The following is a 16,580-nucleotide window of genomic DNA, read 5'->3' on the forward strand; positions in this document are numbered from 1 at the left end:
TCATCAACCGACGACCGGGCCTTGGACCGTGTGTCCTGGGGTGGAAAATCGGACAGATGCCCCCATGAGGTTGGCCACCCGGACCGACCTTTGATGAGATGCGCGTCAGAACCAGGCCCTGGCAAGGCGCGGCAGGCGCGGCACACCGAACCGCCGCGCGGGAGGCGAAACATGAACGACAGAGCTCCGGCCGGCAACGCGATCCCACTGGACCGGCTGGCCCGCCAGGCGACCCGGCTGGCGCAGCTCGTGAACGCGGCCACCCGGGCGGCCTCGGCCTCGGCCGGCCTCACTCATGCGGATACGGACGTACTCCTGGCCCTGTACGGCGCGCCGGAGCACCGGCTCCGGCCCACCGCGCTGTCCACCGCGTGCAACCTCTCCTCGGGCGGCACGAGCAATGTCATCCTCCGGCTGATGCAGGCCGGATACGTGAACCGGGAAGCCGACGCGTACGACGGCCGCAGCACCTGGGTGCAACTCACCATGGAGGGAGAGGCACTCGCGTCCTCGGTTCTGGAATCAGCCACAGCGGCGCACGCCCGGCTCCTCGACCGGTTGCCCGGCGGCATCGCCGTCGCGCTCGACGAACTCCTGGAGATCGCCCTCGGCCACCTCGACGACGGCGCAGGCCGCTAGCCTGGCCCGCCGCGCCTTCTGCCGGCCGGCGGCGGTCCGTTCGCCCGGGGCCCGCCGAAGGGCCTTCACCCCGGGCGGGGACGCCGCCGCGGCCGGGGCGGCCGCCGTGGACGCGCGCGGGGAGGACCTGGACAGGGCGATGAGCTTGGCCATCTGCGCCCCGGTGGGAACCCCCTCGACGCGGTACCCGTCGGCCACGACCGTCGGGGCGATCCGTACGGACCGCCGCGGGGTCACCGCTTCCTGGTGCCTTCGTACGTAGTAGGGCGAGCGCACCGCCGCGCGGAAGCGCTCCGGGTCGAGCCCGGCGCGCCGGGCGGCCTCGGCCAGCACCGCGAGGTCCGCGATGTCCTGACCCTCCGTGAAGCGCGCGGAGAAGACCTGGTCGCTGTACGCGTCGCCGCGCCCGTGGTCCGCCGCGTACTGGTAGCCCTGGAGGGCGAGGCGGCTGGACGTGTTCGCGGGGGCGACCGGGCTCACCCGTACCCCCAGCCGGTCGGCGAGCGGACGCAGACCGCGGTCCCAGCGCTGGGCCGACCACACCGGGTCCCAGGCTCCGCGCCGGCTTTCATGGGGATGCCACCGCACCTGAACACCGGAGCCCGCGAGCTCCTCGGTCAGGAAGTGACGGGTGATCATACTGGACGGGCATCCGTAGTCGAACCACGAGTCAATCCCGACAGCCATCGCTAGTGGGCGCCTTCCTGCACCTGGGTGCTGTGCTCTGTTGGCCGGTCACCTCTGGTGCTCCATGGCGGACTTGCACCGCCCGGCCATAGAACCATACCTTCATCCCGGTTTTCAATCAGCTACCGGTATTGGCTCAGCGGCGCCTTAACAGCGGCTCTGAGCAGCGGAAATACAAGAACGTGAACCCCGGGCGTCGAGATTATGGACAGCTTCTCCGGCCCATTCGCGGTGAAGATCCTGACCAAATGCAGACCGAGGGGTCTTGTTCTGTTCTCCGTGCGCGGTTCAGGTACGGACTCGGGGACACCCGAGCCGGCCCGGAGTCCGGACCGGCGGACCCACGGAGGGCAGATCGGGTTCACTCACACACGTGGGCCGGTTCATAAGTCCCCCTGCTCAGCTCTTTCTTCGCCAGCGCCGCCGAATCTACAAACCGTGCCGCCGGTTTGTCAAAGGCTCATCGGGGTCGATATCGGGCACGGAACGTGAGCATCGATGCCCTCCATGCCCTTTATGCCAGGAGAAATAACCGGGGATGCGGGTAAATACCGGACACGCCCCGACGAGCCCGCTTCACGGTGGGTGAGGAATTGACCCTCCCGTAACCCCCATATGAACAGGTTGAAGCCAACCAAGTGGACTGTTTCGCGGGGGCAGTGCGAGGCTGTCACGGCGACCTCGACGCGTGCGGCGACCGGCACGCGGAGGCCTCGCGGAGGCGCCGGGGAGGGGTGACCGATCCAGCCACGGGCGTGAATCTGATCCACTTCGAGTGAAGATAATACCAACGATGCGGTTTAATATTCCCTGTAAATCTTCCTCAGGAGCTCCCCGTGACCAAACAGGAACGGGCCGTACGCACCCGCCACGCACTGCTCAGGTCGGCAGCCGCAGCGTTCGATCAGCGCGGATACGCCGCAGCCACACTGAGCCTGATCAGCAACGGTGCGGGAGTGAGCCCGGGCGCCCTCCACTTCCACTTCGAGAACAAGGCCGCCATCGCCGCGGCGGTCGAACTCGAAGCCGCCGACACCCTTTGCATGGTCGCCACCCACGTGTACATGCGGCAGGGATCCGCGCTCCAGGCACTGGCCGACACCTCCCACGCGCTCGCCCGGGCCTTCACCACCGACGTGGTGGTGCGGGCCGGCTTCCAGCTCGGCCGTGAGGCGGCCTACGTCAGCTCGCTCGACCTGCACAAAGACTGGGAGCGGTACGTCCACCGGCTGCTGGCCAGGGCCGCCGAGCAGAACACCCTGCAACCGGGCCTGTCGCACCGGCAGATGGCGGCGATGGTCGTCGCGGCCACCGTGGGCTTCGAGGTGCTCGGGCAGGGCGAGCGGGAGTGGGTGTCGGCGCATTCGCTCACCAGTTTCTGGCGGCTGATCCTGCCCTCCCTGGCCACCCCCGAGGCCCTGTGCGAGCTGGATCCCACGGGCGGCCGCCTCGGCGTGATGTCCCGGTCCTGACCGTACGCACGACGACCGGGCCGACGGGCGAACACAAACAGCGCCACCGGTTTTTCCGGCGGACGGACCACCAGACGGGCAGAAATAAACAGACCGTCCGGTCTTTTACTAGAAGCCCTTTCTTCCAGCGCGAACCATACGAAAGGGCCCCGGGCGGTACGCCCAGGGCCCACGATTCGAACGAACGGTGCGCCGGCCCGCACCCCGGGCCGGTACCCGCCTACACCGCCGCGGCGTCCCGCGCCGGCTCCTCCCCGGCCCCGGCCACCGCCCCGGCCCCGGTTTCGGCCCCGGCTTCGGCCCCGATTTCGGCCTCGTCCTCGCAGTCCTCCTGGGCCCGGGCTTCCAGGAGCTTGATCTCCTCGACGACCCGGTCGCCGCGGTCCGCCGCCATGTCCAGGCGCGCGAGGACGGCGGGCGTCGCGATGCCCGGGTAGAGGTGCTGGTAGAGCGCCGAGACCCAGCGCTCCATGTCCTCGCGGGCGCTGAGCGTCTGCGAGTAGACCTGGACGCCGGTCCAGGAGGCGGACATGATCCACGCCGTCTCGGCGGGGTTCACGTGCGGCAGCAACTCCCCCTGCGCCTTGGCCTGGGCCAGCAGTTCCTCCACGACGCCGATCCAGCCGGGCACCGAGCCGCCGCCGAAGATCTCCCGCATCTCGGGCTCCAGCGACAGCCGTGCGCCCGCGCTCAGCAGGGGCTGGCGCCGCATCCGGTGCGCGAGGACCATCGCCACGTCGAAGAGCTCCTGGAGCTTGCTCTCCCGGGGCGGGACTCCCCCCTCGACGAACTGCTCGTCGAGCACGCCCTGGGCCAGCTCCTGCTTGGAGCAGAAGTGGAAGTACAGCGCCCCCTTGGTGACGCCCGCCCTGGCGAGGATGTCCGCGATCGTCGCGGCTTCGTACCCGCGCTCGTCGAAGACCGCCGCGGCCGCTTCCAAGATCGCGCGCCGCGTACGAACCGCACGCTCCTGCCGAGCCACATTGCCTCCGAGTGTTCGAGTGCTTCGAGTACTTCGAGTGCTTCGCGGGTCCGAGTGCACCCATTAAAAGGAACCAGCAGGTCCGTATTTTATCAACAAGAACGACAAGTCTTGACACCGGAATCGCCTTGTAAACAAAACCGGAAAGTACATATCTTACGAGGAGTGCTGTCCCATCCGTCGAACGACTGTGTGGAGAGGTCAATGACCCTGTTCACGTCTGAGAACTATGCCCCGGCGTTAGCCCAGGAAGCCGGCGAGCCGTGGACGAGCCCCGCAGAGCTCCCGCAGCTGACGAGTACCGTGCCCCGAGAGTACGTGCACCGCAGCTCCGTCGCCGAAGTCTTCCTGACCGGTTACAAGCGCATCGACGACAACGTTTTCCTGATCGGCGGTCAGTGGCCGCGGGCCCACACCTTCTTCACCGGCGTCGACGGCAGGAGCCACGACCCGGTCCAGGCCGCCGAGACCCTCCGTCAGGCCGGTCTCCTGCTGTGCCATTCGGAATATGGAGTTCCACTGAAGCACAAGATGCTTCTGTGGACCCTGGATTTCACGGCCGATCCCTCGCAGCTGCGCATCGGGACCAGCCCCACCGAACTCGAAATCCTCGCGACCTGCAGGGATTTCGTCTGGAAGGGCAGCAAGTTCTCCGGCGTCCTCGAAGTCACCATCCGCTGCGACGGCAGGGACGCGGCCTCCGGGACCGCGACGTTCAGCTGTGTCTCCTCGGCCGTCTACCGCCGCCTGCGCGGTGAGGCCGGTTTCGAGTCCGCGCTGCGGCCGCTGCCGCGCCAGACTCCCGTCCCCACCGCCGAGGCCGGCCGGCTGCTCGCCGCCGACGTCGTCCTCGCGCCCGCCGACCGGCCCGGCCGCTGGCTGCTGAGCCCCGACCTCGGCCACCCGATCCTCTTCGAGCACGCCAACGACCACCACCCGGGCATGGTCCTGGTCGAGGCCGCCCGCCAGGCCGCGTACGCCACGCTGGCCGGCGCCGCCTTCACCCCGACGGGCATCGAGACCGCCTTCCGCAGCTACGCCGAGTTCGACGCCCCCTGCTGGATCGACACCGAGCTCGTCCCCACCGACGACCCGGCGGTCCGCAGGGTGCGCGTGACCGGACACCAGGACGGGCGCACGGTGTTCGAGTCGACCGTCACGGGCGCAGTCCCCGTTCTCTGACCCGGCGCGGCCGGGCCTCGCCCCGGGCCGGCGGGGCCCGACACGATCATCTGGAGGTTGGCTGTGCGAGCGTCACTCCCCGTCGCGGGGAACAGCTCGGGGGTGCTCGCCGGCAAGTCGGCCCTGATCACGGGGGCGAGTTCGGGCATCGGGGCGGCCGCCGCCCGGGTGTTCTGCCGGGAGGGCGCCCGGGTCACCCTGGTGGCCCGCCGGGAGCCCGAACTCGCTGCCCTGACGGCTGAGTTGACCGCCGCCGGACATCAGGCGCAGTACGTCCTCGCCGATGTCACCCGGGCCGGGGACGCGGTCCGCGCGGTCGCCGCCGCCGTCGAGGCCTACGACCGTCTCGACGTGGCCTTCAACAACGCGGGCCTCGGCGCCCTCCCGGGCCCCATGCACCTCCAGGACGACAAGGTCTACGACGAGGTCATGGACGTCAACGTGCGCGGGGTGTGGAACTGCATGCGCGCCGAGCTGACCGCGATGCTGGAGTCCGGCGGCGGCGCCATCGTCAACAACAGCAGCACCGCGGGGCTCGTCGCCACGGCGGCCGGCTCCCCGTACATCGCGTCGAAGCACGCGGTGATCGGCCTGACCAAGGCGGCCGCGAAGGAGTACGCGCAGCACCGCATCCGGGTCAACGCGCTCGCCACGGGCGCCACCCGCAGCGAGATGATCACCGGCTGGATGGCCGAGGACCCGGCGCGTGAGCCCGCGATGGCCCAGAAGGCGATGCTGAGGCGGCTCGCGGAGACCGAGGAGATCGCGGAGGCGGCGGTCTGGCTGTGCGCCGACCGGTCCTCGTACGTCACCGGTACGACGCTGGCCGTCGACGGCGGCCGCCTGTCCCACTGACCCCCCGCTTCCAGAGACGCCCCCAGCCCGCCCCTCAGCCCGCCTGCGGCCCGAACTCCCCCGTCAGCAGCAGCTTCTTCTGCGGCTTGCCCATCGCGTTGCGCGGCACCGCCGCCACGAAGCGCACCTCGCGCGGCCGCTTGTGGACGGAGAGGTGCGCGGCGACAAACTCCGTGAGCTCGGCGCCCGTCACCCCCTCGGCGACGACGAAGGCCACGATCCGCTGCCCCAGGTCCGCGTCCGGAACGCCCACCACCGCGGCCTCGCTGACCCGGGGGTGGTCCAGCAGCGCGTTCTCGATCTCGCCCGCGCCGATCCGGTAGCCACCCGACTTGATCATGTCGATGGAGGCCCGGCCCACGATGCGGTGCACCCCGTCCGCCGGGTCCACGGCCGCGATGTCCCCCGTACGGAACCAGCCGTCCTGCGTGTACGCGGCGGCGGTCGCCTCCGGGCGGCCCAGGTACCCCGAGAACAACGTCGGCCCGGTGAGCTGGAGTTCCCCGATCTCGGCACCCGTCTCGGCCGCGATCCGGGTACGGATGCCGGGCAGCGGGGTGCCGACCGTGCCCGGCCGGACCTCGCCGCCCGCGCGGCCGCTGACGGTGATCAGCGTCTCCGTCATCCCGTAGCGCTCCACGGGCCGCAGCCCGGTCAGCCGTTCCAGGTCCCGGAACACCGGCGCGGGCAGGGCCGCGCTCCCCGAGACCAGCAGCCGCGCCCCGCCGAGCGCCTCGGCGGCCGGCGCGTCGGCGGCGATCCGGGACCACACGGTGGGCACTCCGAAGTACAGGCTCCCGCCCGCCTCCGCGTAGGCCTGCGGGGTCGGCCGCCCGGTGTGCACGAGACGGCTGCCGCTGCGCAGCGCCCCGAGCACGCCGAGCACCAGCCCGTGGACGTGGAACAGCGGCAGCCCGTGCACCAGGGTGTCCTCGGCGCTCCACTGCCAGGCCTCGGCCAGCGCGTCCAGGTCGGCGGCGATCGCCGCACCGGTCAGCACCACCCCCTTGGGCGCGCCGGTGGTACCGGAGGTGTACAGCACGAGCGCCGGATCCTCGGGAGCGGCCCCAGGAGCGGCCGCCGCCCCGGCCCCCGGCCCCGCCGAACCGGAGGAGCGCCGGTCGAAGTCCACGTCGGTCAGCACCGCCCCGGAGTCCCGCAGGATGTGCTCCCGCTCGGCGGGCCCGGCATCGGGCGGCAGCGGTACGAAGGGCACCCCGGCCAGCAGCCCCCCGACGGCCGCCGCGACGGTCTCCAGCGAGGCCGTCGCCGTCACCGCGAAGGCGGGGGCCCCGGCCACGTCGGCGGCCACCGCGCGCGCCGCGCCCAGCAGTTCCTCGTAGGAGGCGGTCCGTCCGGCGACGCTGAGCGCGTCCTTCCGGTCTCCGTACACCCCATCCAGCGCGGTCAGCACGCGAAGCCTCCTCGGTCACTCCGGCAACACAGGAGCCCAGGCTACGGCGCCGGTCGCACACCCGGACGGCCCGGGCACCTTCTCCCCGGGCCGTCCGGCACTTCAGCCGTGCGTCAGCCGTGCTTCGGCCGTGCCGGCCGCGCGTCGGCGGAGCGCCGCCGGCGCGCGATCAGATGACGCCCTGCGCCAGCATCGCGTCCGCGACCCGCTCGAAGCCGGCGATGTTCGCGCCGACGACGTAGTCCCCCGGCGCCCCGTACCGCTCGGCGGTCTCGTGCGCGACGGTGTGGATGGACCGCATGATCCCGGCCAGTTCGTCCTCGACGCGCTGCTCGCTCCAGGCGACCCGCCCCGCGTTCTGGGCCATCTCCAGCGCGCTCACCGCGACCCCGCCCGCGTTGGCGGCCTTGCCGGGCCCGAACGCGACCCCGGCCTCCTGCAGGATCCGTACGGCCTCGGGGGTGGTGGGCATGTTGGCGCCCTCGGAGACCGCCTTGACCCCGCCCGCGACGAGGGCGCGGGCGTCCCGCGCCTCCAGCTCGTTCTGCGTGGCGGAGGGGAACGCGACGTCCGCCGGGACGTCCCAGACCCGGCCCCCGGACACGAAGCGGGCCGAGGACCCGCGCCGCGCCGCGTACTCGCTGACGCGGCCGCGCTCGACCTCCTTGATCTGCTTCAGCAGGGCGAGGTCGATGCCCTTGTCGTCGACGACGTAGCCCTCGGAGTCCGAGCAGGTCAGCGGGTTGGCGCCGAGCCGCTGGAGCTTCTCGATGGTGTAGAGGGCGACGTTGCCGGAGCCGGAGACGACCGCGCTCAGGCCGTCCAGCGCCTCGCCCCGGACGGCGAGCATCTCGGCGGCGAAGAGCACGCTGCCGTAGCCGGTGGCCTGCGGGCGGATCGCGGAGCCGCCCCAGCCCTGGCCCTTGCCGGTGAGCACGCCGGCTTCCCAGCGGTTGGTGATGCGCCGGTACTGGCCGAAGAGGTAGCCGATCTCCCGGCCGCCGACACCGATGTCCCCGGCGGGCACGTCGGTGTGCTCGCCGATGTGGCGGTGCAGTTCGGTCATGAAGGACTGACAGAAGCGCATGACCTCGGCGTCGGACTTGCCGTGCGGGTCGAAGTCGCTGCCGCCCTTGCCGCCGCCGATCCCGAGGCCGGTCAGGGCGTTCTTGAAGATCTGCTCGAAGCCGAGGAACTTCACCACGCCGATGTCCACCGACGGGTGGAAGCGCAGGCCGCCCTTGTACGGGCCGAGCGCGCTGTTGAACTCGACCCGGTAGCCGCGGTTGACGTGGACTCGGCCCCGGTCGTCCTGCCACGGGACGCGGAAGAGGATCTGCCGCTCGGGCTCGGTGAGCCGCTCCACCAGCGCCACGGCCGGGTCGGCGTACTCGGGGCGGGCGGCGAACACGGGGGCCAGGGTCTCCAGTACTTCCCGTACCGCCTGGTGGAACTCGGGCTGCGCCGGGTTGCGCCGCTCGATGTCTGCCCGCAGTGCTTCCAGCCTGTCCTTCTGATCCTTCACGTGTGTCCCTCCAGGGGTTCCGTGGTTCCGTGCTTCCGGGCTGCGGAAACGTTCTTCCGTATCGCGGTTCCCAAACGGGAGGCTACCGCGCGATGCCCCGGCCGGAAACATCCTCATCGATCACACCCGGCAGGAAGCTTTCCTACTCATAAGACCAACAGCCTTGACGATTAGATGACCTGCGCATGACCAGCGGCAGACCGGAAGACCAGCCGCAGACCACCCGCGGGCGGGTCCGCCGGGGTCCGTGACCGTGATCGGAACGGGCCAACGGGCCCGCCGCGCTTGCCAGTAGGGTGCCGTCATGAGCACCTCCCCACTGCGCCTGGAGCCGGTCACCGTGGCGAACTTCGACACGGTGTGCGCGATACAGGTCCGCCCCGACCAGGCACATCTCGTCTCACCCGTGGTCAAGTCCCTGGCCGAGGCCTATGTCAACGGCGACTGCGCCTGGCCGCGCGCCATCGTCGACGGCGACGAGGTCGTCGGCTTCGTGATGGCCTTCATCGACATCGCCTGGAACCCGGCCGCGGACCCCGGCGACATCCGCTCCGGCATCTGGCGCCTGAACATCAGCGCCGACCGCCAGGGCAAGGGCTACGGCCGCTTCGCGGTCGAGGCCGTCACCGCCGAACTCCGCCGCCGGGGCGCCGACCGCGCGTACGTCACCTGGGAACCGGGCCCCGGTACGCCCAAGCCCTTCTACCTCGGCCTCGGATTCCGCTCCACCGGCGAGCGGAGCGGCGGCCAGTCCGTCGCCGTACTGCCCCTGGCCGCCGGGCAGTACGACGCGGTGGACGCCCGCTAGGCTCCGGGCAGTACGACCGTCCGCGCCGCCCCCGGCATCAGCGGTGGGACGGGCTGGGCACCGGCGCCCGTCCGGAACTCCTGCGGACTGACGCCCCGGACCCGCTTGAAGGCCGTCGACAGCGCGAACGCCGATCCGTAGCCCACCCGCCGGGCCACCGTCGCCACCGTCGCGTCCGGCTCCCGCAGCAGATCCGCGGCGAGCGCGAGCCTCCAGCCCGTCAGGTACGCCATCGGCGGCTCCCCGACCAGCTCGGTGAACCGGCGTGCCAGCGAGGCCCGGGAGACCCCGGCCTTGACCCCGAGCTCCTCCACCGTCCAGCCGTGGGCCGGGTTCTCGTGGAGCATCCGCAGCGCCGGGCCGACCACCGGGTCGCCCTGCGCCCGGTACCAGGCCGGGGCCCCCGAGCCGGGGTCAGCGAGCCAGGTGCGCAGGACCCCGATGAGCAACAGGTCCAGCAGCCGGTCCAGGACGATCTCCTGCCCCGGCTCGTCCCGGGAGATCTCCGAGGCGAGCAGCCCGATCAGCGTGGCGTCGGCGGCCGCGGCGGGCCGTACCAGGACCGTCGGCAGCGCGCTCAGCAGCCGGCGGCCGATCTCGCTCGGCGCCTGGTAGGTGCCGCTCAGCATCACCGCCGACCCCGCGTCCTGGAACTCCGCGCCCCAGGTGCGCACGCCCAGCGCCATGCTCTCGCTGACGTCCTCGCCCGCCCCGGTGGTACACCGCTGCTCGGGGTCCACCGTGATCTGCACCGGGGTGTCCGGCGCGTCGCCGATCGTGTAGGGCTCGGGCCCCCGTATGACGGCCACGTCCCCGGGGCTGATCCGCACCGGCTCGCCGCCGTCGGGGAGCACCCAGCTGGAGCCGTGCACCATCGTGGCCACCGACAGCGGGGCCCGGTCCTCGATCCGTACCGCCCAGGGCGGGTTGTAGACGGCCTTGAGGAGGAAGGCACCCCGGGCCTTGGGGCCTTCGAGGAGGCCGGTCAGCGTGTCCATGGGCTCATCCTCCCTCCGCCCGAACCCGTCTGACGCAAACTCAGGCGTCCCAGACACCGGTGGCCGCCGCCTCGCGGGCGAAGTCGGCGAAGTCCCTGGGTCGCCGGCCGAGCACCTCCTCCACCCCGTGCACCAGGTGCGCGTTGCGCCCGTCCAGGATGAGCGTGAACAGGTCGGCGAGTTCCTCCGGCAGGCCGTTCTCGCGGAGCACCGCCCGGTAGTCCTCGGTCGAGACGGGGAGGTACGAGATCTCCCGCCCGGTCGCCTTCGACAGCTCGGCGGCGGCATCGGCGAAGCTGAGCAGCCGCGGCCCGGACAGTTCGTACGTCCGGCCGATGTGGCGGTCGTCCGTCAGCGCGGCCACGACCACGTCGGCGATGTCGTCGGTGTCCACGAAGGGCTCGACGGCGTGCCCGGTGGGCAGGGCGATCTGCCCGGCCAGGACCGGTTCCCGGAAGAAGCCCTCGTCGAAGTTCTGGTTGAACCAGCTGGCCCGGACGACGGTCCAGTCCGCGCCGGACTCCTTCATCCGGTCCTCGGCCGCCCGCGCCGCGTCCTCGCCGCGCCCCGAGAGGAGCACGAGCCGGCCCGCCCCGGCGGCGACGGCCGCGTCCGCGAAGGCGCCGATCTGCTCGGGGGCGCCGGGGAAGGCGAGGTCCGGGTAGTAGGTCACGTACACCCGGTCCACCCCGTCCAGCGCCGGCCCCCAGGTGGCGGGCAGGTTCCAGTCGAAGGCGGGGTCGGCGGCGCGTGATCCGACGCGGACCCGGCGCCCCCGCAGGAGGAGCTTCTCGGCGACGCGCCGACCGGTCTTGCCGGTGCCCCCGATGACGAGGGTGACGGCGTCCCCGGTGTCCTTCGCGTTGCTGGCGTTGCTCGCGTTGCTCGATGCGTTCGATGAGTTCGTCATGCCTTCAGTCAACCGCCGCCGCGCGAGACGGGACATAGCCGAAAAGCTCACCTCCATAAGCGAGCGTCCAAGGCGCCCCGCACTCAGCCGCCGGCCCGCACCTCGGTGTTCTGGCAGGCCGTCAGCAGCCACCGCCCGTCCTCGGCACGGGTCATCACGTACAGCGGGCTGCCCTCGGTGTCCCCCTCCGCGGAGTGGTAGACCTGACGGACCTTGACCGCCGCCACGTCGGGCCGCAGGAACCGGGTGTGGACCACCTCGTAGCTCACCTCCCCGTCCCACTGCGCGGCGGGCAGCACCGCGCGGGTGAACTCGGCTATCGCGTCGAGGCCGATGAGGACCTTGCCGTGGGCCGTGGTCCACAGCGCCTCGGGGTGGAAGAGGGCGAGGAAACCTTCGGCGTCCTTGGCCCGCTGGGTGCGTTCGACGGCGGCGACGACCTCGGCGACCGCCTCGTTTTCTGTAGTCATGTGAGTGAGGATGCTCCCTCACCTATGGTTGAGGTCAATAAATATGATCACATGGCGACATGACGAGGAATCTCTACTTGTTCTGCTCCGCCGCCCAGCCCGTCTTCGACGTGGCGCACGTGATCGAGGACGCCCAGTCGCGGGGCTGGAACGTCTGCCTGGGGCTCACCCCGACGGCGGCGCGCTGGCTGTCGTTGAGCCTCGACGGACTCGCCGCACTGACCGGCCACCCGGTGCGCTGGGAGTACAAGCTGCCCGGGGAGCCTGACGTCTGGCCGGTGGCCGACGCCCTGCTCTTCGCCCCGGCCACCTTCAACTCGCTCAACGCCTGGGCCCTCGGCCTCACCGACCGGTTCACCCACGGGGTCGCGGCCGAGGCGCTCGGCAAGGGCATCCCCGTGGTCGCCATGCCCTGCACCAACACCGCGCTCGCCGCGCACCCCCAGTTCGACCAGTCCCTCGCGGTCCTGCGCGGCGCCGGCGTCGAACTGCTCTACGGCGAGGGCGGCTTCGTCCCCGGCCCGGCCGGCCAGGACGGCCCGGCGCACTTCCCGTGGCAGGCCGCCCTGGACGCGGTGGACCGGGCGGGCACGGCCCAGGCCTGACGGACCGGGCCCGCGCGGGACCGGGCGCGCGCGGGACCGGGGCCGGCAGGCGGCCCGCTACTCCCCGGTCACCCCGTCGATCGCCTCGCGCAGCAGGTCCGCGTGCCCGTTGTGCCGGGCGTACTCCTCGATCATGTGGGCCAGGACGTAGTGCAGGGAGTACTCCTGATCGCCGTGGCGCCCCTTCACGTCCAGGGACTCGGCGGCCTCCACGATCGCCCGCGACCGCGCGCAGGCGTCCTCCCAGATCCCGAACGACTCCGCCGGGTCCGCGTCCTCGACGTGGAACTCCGTCCGCTCCCCCGCCGCGTTCCGCGGGAAGTGGATCGGGACGTCCTCGCCGCCGAGGACATTGCGGAACCAGCCCCGCTCCACCTCCGCCAGGTGCCGTACCAGCCCGAGCAGGGACAGCCCCGACGGCGGGACGGCCTTCCGCCGCAGCTGCTCGGGCGTCAGGCCCGCGCACTTCACCATCAGGGTGTCCCGCTGCCCCTGCAGGACGCTGGTCAGGGTGGCGCGTTCGTCCCCGACCAGCACGGGCGGGGTCCGCTGTTCCTCGTTCATGGGGCGATCATCACAGGCGTACGGTCATCACGGGCGCACGGTCGGCCGCGTCACCGGGATTCACTGCGCGGACAGCTCCCGGAAGAACGCCCGGACGTCCCCCACCAGCAGATCCGGAACCTCCATCGCCGCGAAGTGCCCACCGCGGTCGTACGAGGTCCAGCGCACGACCGTGTCGGTCCGCGCGGCGACGTGCCGCAGCGGGATGAAGTTGTCGCGGGGGAAGTCGGCGAGCGCGGTCGGCGTGGCCGACGCCTCGGGCGGCTGACCGGCGTAGTCGGCGTGCGCCCGCTCGTAGTAGATCCGGGCGGCGGACCCCGCCGTGCCGGTCAGCCAGTACAGCATCACGTTGGTCAGCATCTGGTCCCGGTCGACCGGGCACCGCGGATCCGCCCACTCGGCGAACTTCTCCCCGATCCAGGCGAGCAGCCCGACGGGCGAGTCGTTCAGCCCGTACGCGAGGGTCTGCGGCCGGGTCGACTGGATGTCGGCGTACCCCTGCCGCTCGCGCGCCCAGACCCGGTACCGCTCCCACGAGGCCAGCGTCCGCTTCCGCTCCCCCGCGCTGAGCGCGGCCAGCTCCTCGGGCTGCGGCTCCGCGGTCGCCCCTCCGCCGGGCAGCAGGTTCAGGTGCACCCCGAGTACGTTCCCGGGCCGGATCCTGCCGAGCTCCCGCGAAACGGCGGCGCCCCAGTCGCCGCCCTGGACCCCGTACGTGCCGTACCCGAGCCGCTCCATCAGCACCCCGAAGGCCCGCGCGACCCGCTTGAACTCCCAGCCGGTGTCCCGGGTGGGCCCGGACAGGGCAAAGCCGGGGATGTGCGGCAGGACGAGGTGGAACGCGTCGGCGGGATCCCCGCCGTGCGCCCGCGGATCCGTCAGCGGGCCGGCGACCCGCTGGAACTCCACGAAGGACCCGGGCCAGCCGTGGGTCATCAGCAGCGGCGTCGCCCCGGGCTCGGGCGACCGGATGTGCGCGAAGTGCACCCGCGCCCCGTCGACGGTCGTCACGTACTGCGGCCACTCGTTGAGCCTCGCCTCGGCCGCCCGCCAGTCGTACGCGGTGCTCCAGTACCGCGCGAGCTCCCGGACCTCCCCGAGCGGCATCCCGTACGACCGGCCCACCCCGGGCAGCTCATCGGGCCACCGCGCCCGGTCCAGCCGCTCCCGGAGATCCTCCAGCTCCGGCTCCCCCACCTGAAGCCGAAACGGCTGCGCCCACTCCCCGAGATCACCCATGCCCGCGATCCTAGGCGGCCCGCCCGCGCGCGGCGTTAACGGCGTTAACGCCGGGGCGGCATCCGCAGGGAAGGCCCCCGCAGCGTTAACGGCGTTAACGCCGTTAACGCCCCCGCCGCTCCACCAACAGCCCCAGCCCGTCCAGGATCCGCTCCAGCCCGTACAACAGCGCCTGTTCCTGCCCCCCTTGCTCCGCGACCGATCCCAACGCCGCCGCCAGCGCCGGGTAATCGTCCCCGCGCGCCCTCAACACCTCGCCCAGCATCACGACAAGCTGCGCATCGGGCCCTTCGCCCCCGGCCCCACCACCCCCGCCGGCCATGGCCCGCTCCTGCTCGGCGATCCCCCGCACGTGCCCCGCCACCAGCACCACCGAGTCCATCGCCTCGGCTCCGCTCAGCCCGCACCCGTCCAGCGCCGCGAGCGCCCGTTCCATCCAGCCGAGTTCCCGCGGCCCCATGACCCGCGCCCCGACCGTCGCCTCCAGCAGCCACGGGTGCGCCCGGAACCCCTCGTACAGCCCCCGCGCCCACACCCCGAGCTGCTCCCGCCATCCCCCGCCCGCCGACTCCGCCCTCGCGGCCGCGGCCGCCAGCCGCGCGTCCAGCCCCGCAGGGTCCGGCAGCGCCGCCTCCACCATCAGCGCGACGAGCTCCGCCTTCCCCGGCACGTACCGGTAGAGCGCCATCTTCGTGACCGCCAGCTCCGCGGCCACCCGCTGCATCGATACGCCGCCCAGTCCCTCCGCATCGGCGATCCCGACCCCGGCCAGGGCGATGCCCTCCAGAGTGAGCCCCCGCTTCGGCCCCCGCGCGGGCTTGGCCGGCGGCCCCCACAACAGCCGCACCGCCGCGCTCCACTGCTCACTCGTCATGGGGATCCCCTTGCACTCGTACCAAAACTGCGTCTACCGTACACGGAATCGCTTCTGTATCCGCTGGACGCAGTTCTGGTCCCTCGCCACCCCGGAGCCCAATCCGTGCCCACACCGCCCTCCCCCACCATCCTCATCTCCGGCGCGAGCATCGCCGGCCCGGCCCTCGCCCACCGCCTCGGCCACCACGGCTTCCGCCCCACCGTCGTCGAACTCTCCCCCGCCCTGCGCGAAGGCGGCCACGCCGTCGACTTCCGCGGCGACACCCACCTCACCGTCCTGCGCCGCATGGGCCTCCTCGACGAACTCCGCCGCCTCCAGACCGGCGGCAGCCCGATGACCTTCGTCGACCAGGACGACGCTCCCCTCCTCCACCTCCCCGCCGCCTTCGCGGGCGGCGACATCGAGGTCCTGCGCGGCGACCTCTCCCGCACGCTCCACGAGGCCTCCCTACCCACCACCGAGTACGTCTTCGGCGACTCCGTGACCGGCCTCACCGAAACCCCGGACGGCGTGGACGTCACCTTCCGCCGCTCCCCTCCCCGTACCTTCGACCTCGTCATCGGCGCCGACGGCATCCACTCCCACATCCGCCGGCTCGCCTTCGGCCCGGAGGAACGGCACGTCACCCACCTCGGCTACTACGCCGCCACCTGGAGCCTCCCCCACCACCCGCACCCGGACCCCCGCCCCGGCTCCGTCGGCTACAACGCCCCCGGCCGTCTCGCCAGCGTGGGCACCGGCCACGCCAACCCCGCCCGCGCCGGGGCCTTCTTCCTCTTCGCCTCGCCCGAGCTCACCTACGACCGCCACGACCCCGACGCCCAGAAGGCCCTCCTGGAAGCCGCCTTCGCCGGCCTCCCCTGGCGGGTCCGGGAACTCCTCGACACCCTCCCCGCCGCCCAGGACCTCTACTTCGACTCCATCAGCCGCGCCGACGTCCCCGCCTGGTCCACCGGCCGGATCGCCCTCGTCGGCGACGCCGCCTGCGGCGCGACCATCGGCGGGATGGGCACCGGAACGGGCATCGTCGCGGCGTACGTCCTGGCCACCGAACTCGCCCGCTCCCCCGGGGACCACCGGGCCGCCTTCGCCCGCTACGAGTCCCTGCTCCGCCCCTACGCCCGGAGGTGCCAGAAGGGCGGCGACCGTACCGGCCCCTTCCTCGCCCCCGCCACCGCCCTCGGCCTGCGCCTGCGCAACGCCACGTTCGGCCACCCGCGCGGCATGGCCTGGATGCTGAAGCAGGGCCAGAAGACGGCCGCCCTGAAGAACCTCCCGCGTCAGCCCGACCCGGCCCCGAGGCGTTAACGGCGTTAACGGCGTCGCGGCGTTAACGGCGCGGCGGCATTAACG

The 16,580-nt window shown here is 72.1% G+C and carries 17 protein-coding genes; 7 read left to right on the forward strand and 10 right to left on the reverse strand.

Going from position 1 to position 16,580, the window contains the following annotated elements; genetic code table 11:
* The first annotated feature begins 171 nt into the window (after nucleotides 1–171).
* Nucleotides 172–639, forward strand: coding sequence for a MarR family winged helix-turn-helix transcriptional regulator (locus IE248_RS32255; RefSeq protein WP_047961254.1), 468 nt, complete (start codon nucleotides 172–174; stop codon nucleotides 637–639).
* Here the strand turns inward: IE248_RS32255 and IE248_RS32260 are convergent.
* Nucleotides 523–1,326, reverse strand: a complete 804-nt coding sequence (locus tag IE248_RS32260) for a DsbA family oxidoreductase (protein ID WP_073776682.1) — start codon at nucleotides 1,324–1,326, stop codon at nucleotides 523–525. The two genes, IE248_RS32255 and IE248_RS32260, sit on opposite strands and share 117 nt — an antisense overlap.
* Before the next feature lie 836 nt (nucleotides 1,327–2,162).
* On the opposite strand from IE248_RS32260, the gene IE248_RS32265 reads away from it, so the two are divergent.
* Nucleotides 2,163–2,798 carry a ScbR family autoregulator-binding transcription factor gene (locus tag IE248_RS32265; RefSeq protein WP_008740923.1) on the forward strand — a complete coding sequence of 212 codons (636 nt, stop codon included), beginning with the start codon at nucleotides 2,163–2,165 and terminating at the stop codon, nucleotides 2,796–2,798.
* A gap of 220 nt (nucleotides 2,799–3,018) precedes the next feature.
* On the opposite strand, the gene IE248_RS32270 is transcribed toward IE248_RS32265, so the two are convergent.
* On the reverse strand, nucleotides 3,019–3,840 hold the full coding sequence (locus tag IE248_RS32270) for a ScbR family autoregulator-binding transcription factor (protein WP_308438201.1): 822 nt from the start codon (nucleotides 3,838–3,840) through the stop codon (nucleotides 3,019–3,021).
* A gap of 144 nt (nucleotides 3,841–3,984) precedes the next feature.
* On the opposite strand from IE248_RS32270, the gene IE248_RS32275 reads away from it, so the two are divergent.
* Both IE248_RS32275 and IE248_RS32280 read left to right on the forward strand, forming a co-directional pair.
* On the forward strand, nucleotides 3,985–4,962 hold the full coding sequence (locus IE248_RS32275; RefSeq protein WP_079195909.1) for a ScbA/BarX family gamma-butyrolactone biosynthesis protein: 978 nt from the start codon (nucleotides 3,985–3,987) through the stop codon (nucleotides 4,960–4,962).
* A 63-nt stretch (nucleotides 4,963–5,025) separates the two neighbouring features.
* Nucleotides 5,026–5,817, forward strand: a complete 792-nt coding sequence (locus IE248_RS32280; RefSeq protein WP_229895687.1) for a glucose 1-dehydrogenase — start codon at nucleotides 5,026–5,028, stop codon at nucleotides 5,815–5,817.
* A gap of 34 nt (nucleotides 5,818–5,851) precedes the next feature.
* On the opposite strand, the gene IE248_RS32285 is transcribed toward IE248_RS32280, so the two are convergent.
* A complete protein-coding gene (locus tag IE248_RS32285) occupies nucleotides 5,852–7,231 on the reverse strand; it encodes an AMP-binding protein (RefSeq protein WP_190032536.1) in 1,380 nt (459 codons plus the stop codon).
* A gap of 169 nt (nucleotides 7,232–7,400) precedes the next feature.
* Entirely contained in the window at nucleotides 7,401–8,756 is a 1,356-nt protein-coding gene (gdhA, locus tag IE248_RS32290; protein ID WP_100582248.1) for an NADP-specific glutamate dehydrogenase, read from the reverse strand.
* A gap of 304 nt (nucleotides 8,757–9,060) precedes the next feature.
* On the opposite strand from gdhA, the gene IE248_RS32295 reads away from it, so the two are divergent.
* Complete coding sequence (locus IE248_RS32295) at nucleotides 9,061–9,564, forward strand: GNAT family N-acetyltransferase (RefSeq protein ID WP_190032537.1); 504 nt, start codon at nucleotides 9,061–9,063, stop codon at nucleotides 9,562–9,564.
* On the opposite strand, the gene IE248_RS32300 is transcribed toward IE248_RS32295, so the two are convergent.
* The 3 genes from IE248_RS32300 to IE248_RS32310 all read right to left on the reverse strand — a co-directional run bounded on the left by IE248_RS32300 (nucleotide 9,561) and on the right by IE248_RS32310 (nucleotide 11,942).
* Nucleotides 9,561–10,562: an AraC family transcriptional regulator gene (locus IE248_RS32300; RefSeq protein WP_073794896.1), complete on the reverse strand. Its 1,002-nt coding sequence runs from the start codon at nucleotides 10,560–10,562 to the stop codon at nucleotides 9,561–9,563. The genes IE248_RS32295 and IE248_RS32300 overlap by 4 nt on opposite strands.
* A 40-nt stretch (nucleotides 10,563–10,602) precedes the next feature.
* A complete protein-coding gene (locus tag IE248_RS32305) occupies nucleotides 10,603–11,472 on the reverse strand; it encodes an NAD(P)H-binding protein (RefSeq protein WP_229895688.1) in 870 nt (289 codons plus the stop codon).
* An 83-nt stretch (nucleotides 11,473–11,555) separates the two neighbouring features.
* Complete coding sequence (locus IE248_RS32310) at nucleotides 11,556–11,942, reverse strand: SgcJ/EcaC family oxidoreductase (RefSeq protein ID WP_008740913.1); 387 nt, start codon at nucleotides 11,940–11,942, stop codon at nucleotides 11,556–11,558.
* A gap of 59 nt (nucleotides 11,943–12,001) precedes the next feature.
* Between IE248_RS32310 and IE248_RS32315 the strand changes: the two genes are divergently transcribed.
* Nucleotides 12,002–12,547: a flavoprotein gene (locus IE248_RS32315; protein ID WP_037796620.1), complete on the forward strand. Its 546-nt coding sequence runs from the start codon at nucleotides 12,002–12,004 to the stop codon at nucleotides 12,545–12,547.
* Nucleotides 12,548–12,604: 57 nt separating this feature from the next.
* Here the strand turns inward: IE248_RS32315 and IE248_RS32320 are convergent, their stop codons facing one another.
* The 3 genes from IE248_RS32320 to IE248_RS32330 all read right to left on the reverse strand — a co-directional run bounded on the left by IE248_RS32320 (nucleotide 12,605) and on the right by IE248_RS32330 (nucleotide 15,224).
* Nucleotides 12,605–13,111 carry a DinB family protein gene (locus IE248_RS32320; protein WP_008740911.1) on the reverse strand — a complete coding sequence of 169 codons (507 nt, stop codon included), beginning with the start codon at nucleotides 13,109–13,111 and terminating at the stop codon, nucleotides 12,605–12,607.
* Nucleotides 13,112–13,171: 60 nt separating this feature from the next.
* On the reverse strand, nucleotides 13,172–14,350 hold the full coding sequence (locus tag IE248_RS32325; protein ID WP_190032538.1) for an epoxide hydrolase family protein: 1,179 nt from the start codon (nucleotides 14,348–14,350) through the stop codon (nucleotides 13,172–13,174).
* Between the two features lie 103 nt (nucleotides 14,351–14,453).
* Entirely contained in the window at nucleotides 14,454–15,224 is a 771-nt protein-coding gene (locus IE248_RS32330; RefSeq protein WP_190032539.1) for a TetR/AcrR family transcriptional regulator, read from the reverse strand.
* A gap of 105 nt (nucleotides 15,225–15,329) precedes the next feature.
* Here IE248_RS32330 and IE248_RS32335 point away from each other — a divergent pair, with 105 nt between their 5' ends.
* Entirely contained in the window at nucleotides 15,330–16,535 is a 1,206-nt protein-coding gene (locus IE248_RS32335; RefSeq protein WP_229895689.1) for an FAD-dependent monooxygenase, read from the forward strand.
* Nucleotides 16,536–16,580: the final 45 nt, after the last annotated feature.

It is taken from the genome of Streptomyces goshikiensis (assembly GCF_014650555.1).
Classification (GTDB): Bacteria; Actinomycetota; Actinomycetes; order Streptomycetales; family Streptomycetaceae; genus Streptomyces; species Streptomyces goshikiensis.